A 6,557-nucleotide genomic window follows, 5' to 3' on the forward strand; every position below is an offset into this window, starting at 1 on the left:
CAATGATTAGGATAAGTTATAACTTAAAAATTAATCAACAACTAAAGCTTATGCTTGTAGCTAGGTGAAATCATTGATTAAGAGACCTGTACTTTTCAATGACTTTTTCAGCAGACCCTAATTAAATTAGGTCGAGGTCTAACAAGGTTTTTAGATTTATTCGGCCAGCCCTATTTTAATGATCGCTGCCGTTTTCCTGTACCGATCCTAACTGTTGACGCACATCATCGATCGCTAGATTTAACTGGGCAATTTTATCTTCTAAACTGCGGCGGGCCACTTCCATGCCTTCCTCTGGAGTCAAGCGCCCATTGCGGATCTCCTCTAAAAAAGCTTGATTATCCCCATCTCCTAAACCGCGACGGCTGCGATTAGCCAACACTGTCCCCAAAACACCGCCCACTAAACCACCGACAATCGCACCGGCTAAAAAACCGCCCGTAAACCCATCTCGCTGACTCATAATCCCCTTTTCTCCTAATAGGTTCCAAAAGCTCGATCGCCGGCATCGCCCAACCCCGGCACGATGTAACCGCGGCTATTTAATCCTTCATCGATAATAGCCGTATAGATGTTCAAGCTGGGATAATTTTGACTCAATTTCTGTAAAGCCGGCGGGGCAGCCACCACGGAAATCAGGCGAATCAGGGCAGGATCAACGCCTCTGCTGGTAATTTCTGCCATTGCTGTTGAAATTGATCCCCCCGTGGCTAACATCGGTTCAAGAATTAAGACTCTTGTGGCCGGATCAAAACTGGCCGGTAATTTATTTAAATAACAACTCGCCTCTAGGGTTTCCTCATTTCTGGCTAAACCGAGATGATAGGTACTAGCTAGGGGTAAAAGACTTTGCGCCCCTTCCAACAGGGCTAATCCTGCCCGTAAAATCGGGACTACGGCCATCGGTACGCTAGGATCGATAAAAGTAGCGGGACATTCCGCTAGAGGGGTTTTAACGCTAGTTTCCAGGGTCGGCAACCATTGCCGGGCTGCTTCGTAGGTTAACCAGCGCCCTAGTTCCGTCATCGCTGTTTTAAACAGTACCGAGGGGGTATTTTGATCGCGGGCGATCGCTAACCAATGCTTAACCAGAGGATGTTCGGGAACATAGACGCGCAGTTGTAAAACCATGAAAACACTAGAACTCGATCGAGGGCTAAACTTTATCTTATCAGCTTTTTTCTCCCCACTTCCCACTCCCCACTTCCCGCTTCCCAACCCCCAAAACAGAGGTTAAAATAAAAGCAAGTCAGAAGCTTTCGAGCGACTTCTGACTTGGCTAATTTTAACGACGACGGGTTCTTTGTCGTCTCCGGGCTACTGCTTTACGCTTTCTCTTTTCTTGAGGGGTTTCAAAAAATTGATGCTTTTTGATATCCGCATAAATTCCCGCTTTCGCTACCTGTCGCTTAAAACGACGCAGGGCTGATTCGATCGCCTCGTTCTGACCAACTACCACTTGGGTCATTAACCTAATTCACCTCCTCTAATTGCTCTCTGCCTAAAAAATGCCAACTTCTCATTATAGCACAATCTAGGGTAAAAAGCGAGCCAAGGCGGCCTTTAATTCTTCAATTTCTGTCTCGATACTACCTTCCAGGGCGGCCCGGGCAATACATTCGCTCAGATGTTCGTCGAGAATAATTCTGGCGACACGATCAATCGCCCCGCGAATAGCGGCAATTTGCATCAAAACTTCAGGACAGGGACGATTTTCCGATACCATCGTCTTGATGCCGCGAATATGTCCTTCGATCCGCGAGAGACGGTTCATAATTTGCTTCAGGGAAGCTTCGCTATGGACGTGGGGAGTCCCTTTTGACTCGTGGTCATGGCCCGTCTCGTCGTGGTTGTGAAGGGGGTCGAAAGGGGTAATTTGATTAGTCAAGGGCTTACCGTCAATTCAGTTATACTCTCTAGTGTGCCACAGTTGCGAACCCCAGTCCCTAGAATGGTTTTGTCCGGCTTAAATTTCCGTTCAGGGGTCTTCGGTTTGAAAGTGGGAAGTGGGAAGTGGGAAGTAGGTTTTTTAAAGTTCGATTGGGAGTGAGAGATTGAAGCTGGTGATGGGATTTGAACCCGCGACCGGCTGATTACAAATCAGCTGCTCTACCACTGAGCTACACCAGCATTTTTGACCAACCCATCATAACACAAATAGGGCTTGCTGAAAAAGTTTTTCCCGCGGGCAGGGTGTGGGGTTTTAAGCTAAGACCGATTTTAACCGTCTGTCCTTGTTGATCATGTTCATCCCGCTGCTTTCACTCCCTAGTCCGCGACCGGAAGACTAGGGAGCGATACATAGAGGTTCAATGAGTCAACAGGGATGACCAATAATTAGTTATCAGTGACCATTGACCGTTTAATAAGAGCCAGATTAATCCCCCTATTCCCAAAAGAATAGTCAAGACATAAAACTGTGATTGACCAGAAACATTATACTTTAAGGCACTGCCGCTAAAAATCGTCGCTAAACTGACCAAATTAACCAGACCATCAATAATATAACGATCGAGCCAAGCGGTAATTTTGGACAAGCTGCCCACCGCTAAAACCACGGTAAACTGATAGATGCGATCAAGATAGAAGTCATAAGCGAACAAATCTTGCAGGAATCGCAGGATTAACCCAGTCGGTCTGGCCCAAGCTCGTCTTAACTCTACCGTTAACCCGATAACTAGGCCAATTACTCCAGAGGCCATCAGTAAGGGAAAACCCCAGACAATAGTAAAACTCTGGTTATTAAGGAGAGGATTGGTGAAAGATAGCCAAAAATCCCAACGTAGGGGAATAATCGGGGCCAATAAAGCGATTAAAATCAATGATACCATGGGCAAAGCCATCGGCCAAGCCACTTCCGGGGTGCGATGGGTTTTACTTTGGGTTTGTCCCAAAAAGACTAAACGAAATACCCTGGTGAGATTGACGATGCTAAGACAATTAACAAAGATTAAAACCGCTAATAACCACCAAGGAATCGCCCATTCACCACTTAACCACCGTTTTAACGTCCAAAACATCCCCAGGGGCATTAAAACCGTCATCCCCGCGGAACCCCCTAAAAAAGCCATGGTTGTAGCGGGCATTCTTGCCCAAATTCCCCCCATTTCCGTGATATTTTGGTTACTGGTAGTGAGAATTAATGCTCCTGCGCTCATAAACAATAAGGCTTTTGCGATCGCATGGGAGAATAAAATTAGTAAAGCGATATCCACATGACCTAATCCCACCGCAATAAAGACCAAACCGAGATAGGCACTGGTGGAGTGGCATAAAACCCGTTTAATATCAATTTGGGATAGGGCCATCAGAGAAGTACCGATTGCCGTCATTGTCCCCAACACTATTAAAACATTGGCTGCGATCGGAGATAGGGTAAACACTGGCTGCAGCTTAATTAAAACATAGGCCCCCGCCGAAACCACGATCGAATTCCGCATGATTCCGGCTGGATTTGGTCCCTCCATCGCCTCATCTAGCCACAAATTCAGGGGAAATTGGGCGCATTTACCCGTTGGACCGGCAATAAGGGCTAATCCTAACAAAGTCGCCGTTAGAGGTCCTACAGGGTTATTTACTGCCCAATTTTCTAACTGAGAAAAACTCAATCCTTCTCCGTAACTGGACAGAGCCACCAAACCCATCAATAAAATAATATCGCCGACGCGCTTGGTTAAAAAGGCATCTCGCGCCGCGGTTACTACCAAAGGTTGAGCATACCAAAAACCGACGAGGAGATAGGTAGAGACCGTTAACATCTCTAGGAAAGCGTAACTGAATAGTAGGGAGTCACTGAGGGCAATTCCCCCCAAAGCTGCCTCAAAAAAGCCCATTAAGCCATAAAATCTTGCCAAAGACCAGTCCTTTTCCATGTAGCCAAGGGCATAGATTTGGGCCAGGAGACTGATGAGGGTAATCAGTTCCAGCGTCCCCAAACTGACGGGAGAAAGTTCGATCGAAAGGGATAAACTAAGATCGGCCACTCTTACCCATTCAAAAGCCAGTTTAATCGTCTCTCGATGCCAAATTTGATTAAAAGCGATCGATCCATGTATTAATCCTAAGACGGTCATCAATAGGTTAATATAAGCGGCCGGCCGCGGACCGGTGCGACTAATAATGCCTAAAGACCAAGGCAAGGTTAAAATCGAACCAATTAAGCCATAAATGGGAATTAACCAGCAAGTGTCAAGGAATAAATCTTTCATTCAGGGGGTTATCAGTTATCAGTTATCAGTTATCAGTTATCAGTGATCAGGTTTAAGTTTTAAGTTATCAGGTTTAAGTTTTCAATTTTCAACAAATTTAGGCTCTTTCACTGGTTACTGATTACTGATCACTGATCAACGGCCATAAAAAACTAACACTCGATCGAGAAAGGATCGAGTTTAGTCAATTTAGGTATTTTACCGTTAATCCCGGGATCAGGCTAAATGCGCTGTAATAAAGATTTACCGTGGGAATCGGTGCTACAGGTGGCGAATAATTGGTACTGACGGCTAAGAGCGAGTGCTTGTTCGGTTTCCGGTTGACTCGGTAGCCAGGGTTTGGGATTGCCGTAGGCATAAAAAGCTTCAATACCATCAATACCCAATTCTACCGCCGCCGCCACTAAATCGGCAGCGGGGCGATGGTAACGAAAGGGATGAGCCAGAACCACTAAAGCCCCCGCTTGCTGTAAACTGTTAATGACTCTAGAGGCTAAAGCCAGATCTCCTTCTGGTTTGGTTCTTTGCAGATAGGGAGTCAAGACGACGTGAGCGGGATCGAAACCATAGCCAAGAATATGCACTTCTGTGTCTAAGAGATTCGCCGTAATTTCTACCCCTGTCCAGAGATGGGGTAGAGAACCCTTTAAATGCTGATTTTCTAGCCAAATTTGGGCTTGTCGATAACCTTCGATCGAGTGATGATCGGTAATTGCTAATCCTTTTAGTCCGATGTCTAACGCTTGTCTCATCAAGTCTTGGGGACTCATTTGACCATCGGAGCAATGGGTATGAAGATGGAAATTGTAATGGTAGGGACAACTATCATAGCCGACATTTGCCCACACCGCTTTCAGGGCGAGGGTATCTTGAGCTAGGGGTGGAATTGTAGCAGAAACGACCATGCAGTATTGAGGAACTTTCCCAAAGATTACAAATTGTTAACAATCAGCATAACAAATACCAAAAAAAATTGGGTAGCTGCTGTTACCGGTAATACTAAATCCTCTCTCAAAGGTATGGGGAAGTGGGGAGAAGGGAAAAGGGGGTAGTGATTCGGTAGTAGTGGTAAGCCATCTTGCTTATCTGGACTGAGTCGTGTAGGATATTTACTAATAAAAATAATTGCTTGATAAATGTTGGGGATTTGCTTTTTATGATTGCTATTTTTATCAATATCTTCTCTTGGATAATTAAACTTTGGTTAAATTACGATGAAGATTTAGAACATTGTCTTCTGACAAAAGATTCACAAACTTCAACATCTTGTTGTCCTAAATGTGGTTCTTATCATACCATCAAAAATGGTTCTACACATAATGGCAAGCCGAAACGTCAGTGTAAAGATTGCGGTCAACCGTTTGTGATCAATCCCACTAATAAAACCGTCTCTGACGAAACCAAACAATTAATTGATAAACTCCTGCTCGAACGAATTTACTTACGAGGAATTGCTAGAGTAACAGGAGTAAGTTGGTCATGGTTACAAAATTACGTCAACAATAAATTGGCATCTGTCCCTCGTCAAGTAAAGGTTTCAGACAAATCAAAAGGTAAATTGGTTAGAGAATGTGATGAGATGTGGTCTTTGGTTTTTTCTAAGACGATAAAGGTTTATATTTGGCGGTTAATTGATAGAAAGACACGGGAAATTATTGGTTGCTATGCGCGGAGATAGGAGTCGTCAATCAGCCAAAAAACTTTTGGACAGTTTACCAGGTGTTTACCGACAATGCGCGGTTGCCTACACAGACTTTTGGGAGTCCTATAAGACAGTAATTCCTAGTAAACGTCATCGACCGGTCGGAAAAGAAACTGGTCAAACCAATCCTATTGAAAGATTAAATAATACCTTTCGACAAAGGATTTCTCGGTTGGTGAGAGAGAGTCTATCTTTCTCTAAAAAAATGGAGAATCACGTTGGGGAACCCTTTGGTATTTTATCCATGACTACAATGCACAGCAAAGCAAAGGATTAAGCCGCCATCACTACTACCGAATCACCACCTCTAAGATTACCCCTCAAGACCGCACTGGAGTTGGCAGTGGGGAACAGACAACACCAGAACAGTAGGTGGTCGTCCAGAGATGATACCAAGTCCCCTCATACTTCAGCTTGCTCTTGCTCAAAAACCCCGTCACCTCCATCAAGAGCTAAATTAGAACAAAATTACTAGACGAAAAGACCCGACTAGAAAAAGGGGAAATGGCTGAAAGGCTTACGTAGCAAGGGATAGAAAAAAGATCAAAAAATTTTGCCAAAAGGGGTTGACAAACTTAGGGAAGTTAGATACATTGGTAAATGCGCGGTTGAAGCGAAGCGAAAGCGAAGCGAAACAAACGACGCTG

At 44.7% G+C, this 6,557-nt stretch carries 6 protein-coding genes, 1 tRNA gene and 1 pseudogene; 1 reads left to right on the forward strand and 7 read right to left on the reverse strand.

Features of this window, described 5'->3' with window-relative positions:
• Positions 1–175 precede the first annotated feature (175 nt).
• From PX481_RS23080 to PX481_RS23110, 7 genes are all read right to left on the reverse strand, one after another.
• Positions 176–463, reverse strand: coding sequence for a ssl2009 family thylakoid membrane protein (locus PX481_RS23080; RefSeq protein WP_002790084.1), 288 nt, complete (start codon positions 461–463; stop codon positions 176–178).
• Between the two features lie 14 nt (positions 464–477).
• Entirely contained in the window at positions 478–1,131 is a 654-nt protein-coding gene (gene upp / locus PX481_RS23085; protein WP_002764021.1) for a uracil phosphoribosyltransferase, read from the reverse strand.
• Between the two features lie 154 nt (positions 1,132–1,285).
• Positions 1,286–1,468 carry a 30S ribosomal protein S21 gene (rpsU, locus tag PX481_RS23090; protein ID WP_002738938.1) on the reverse strand — a complete coding sequence of 61 codons (183 nt, stop codon included), beginning with the start codon at positions 1,466–1,468 and terminating at the stop codon, positions 1,286–1,288.
• 66 nt (positions 1,469–1,534) lie between these two features.
• Positions 1,535–1,888 (reverse strand): metal-sensing transcriptional repressor, encoded by a 354-nt coding sequence (locus PX481_RS23095; RefSeq protein ID WP_288096274.1) that lies wholly within the window; start codon positions 1,886–1,888, stop codon positions 1,535–1,537.
• 170 nt (positions 1,889–2,058) lie between these two features.
• Positions 2,059–2,130: transfer RNA gene (locus PX481_RS23100), tRNA-Thr, on the reverse strand.
• A 179-nt stretch (positions 2,131–2,309) separates the two neighbouring features.
• The gene (locus PX481_RS23105) at positions 2,310–4,208 is read right to left on the reverse strand and encodes an NAD(P)H-quinone oxidoreductase subunit F (protein ID WP_288096276.1); all 1,899 of its coding nucleotides are present in this window, start codon (positions 4,206–4,208) and stop codon (positions 2,310–2,312) included.
• A gap of 221 nt (positions 4,209–4,429) precedes the next feature.
• Positions 4,430–5,113, reverse strand: a complete 684-nt coding sequence (locus PX481_RS23110; protein WP_002762451.1) for a PHP domain-containing protein — start codon at positions 5,111–5,113, stop codon at positions 4,430–4,432.
• Between the two features lie 332 nt (positions 5,114–5,445).
• Here PX481_RS23110 and PX481_RS23115 point away from each other — a divergent pair.
• Positions 5,446–6,168: pseudogene (locus PX481_RS23115) on the forward strand (IS1 family transposase); the annotation flags it as partial.
• Positions 6,169–6,557: the final 389 nt, after the last annotated feature.

This window comes from Microcystis sp. M53603_WE2 (assembly GCF_030065435.1).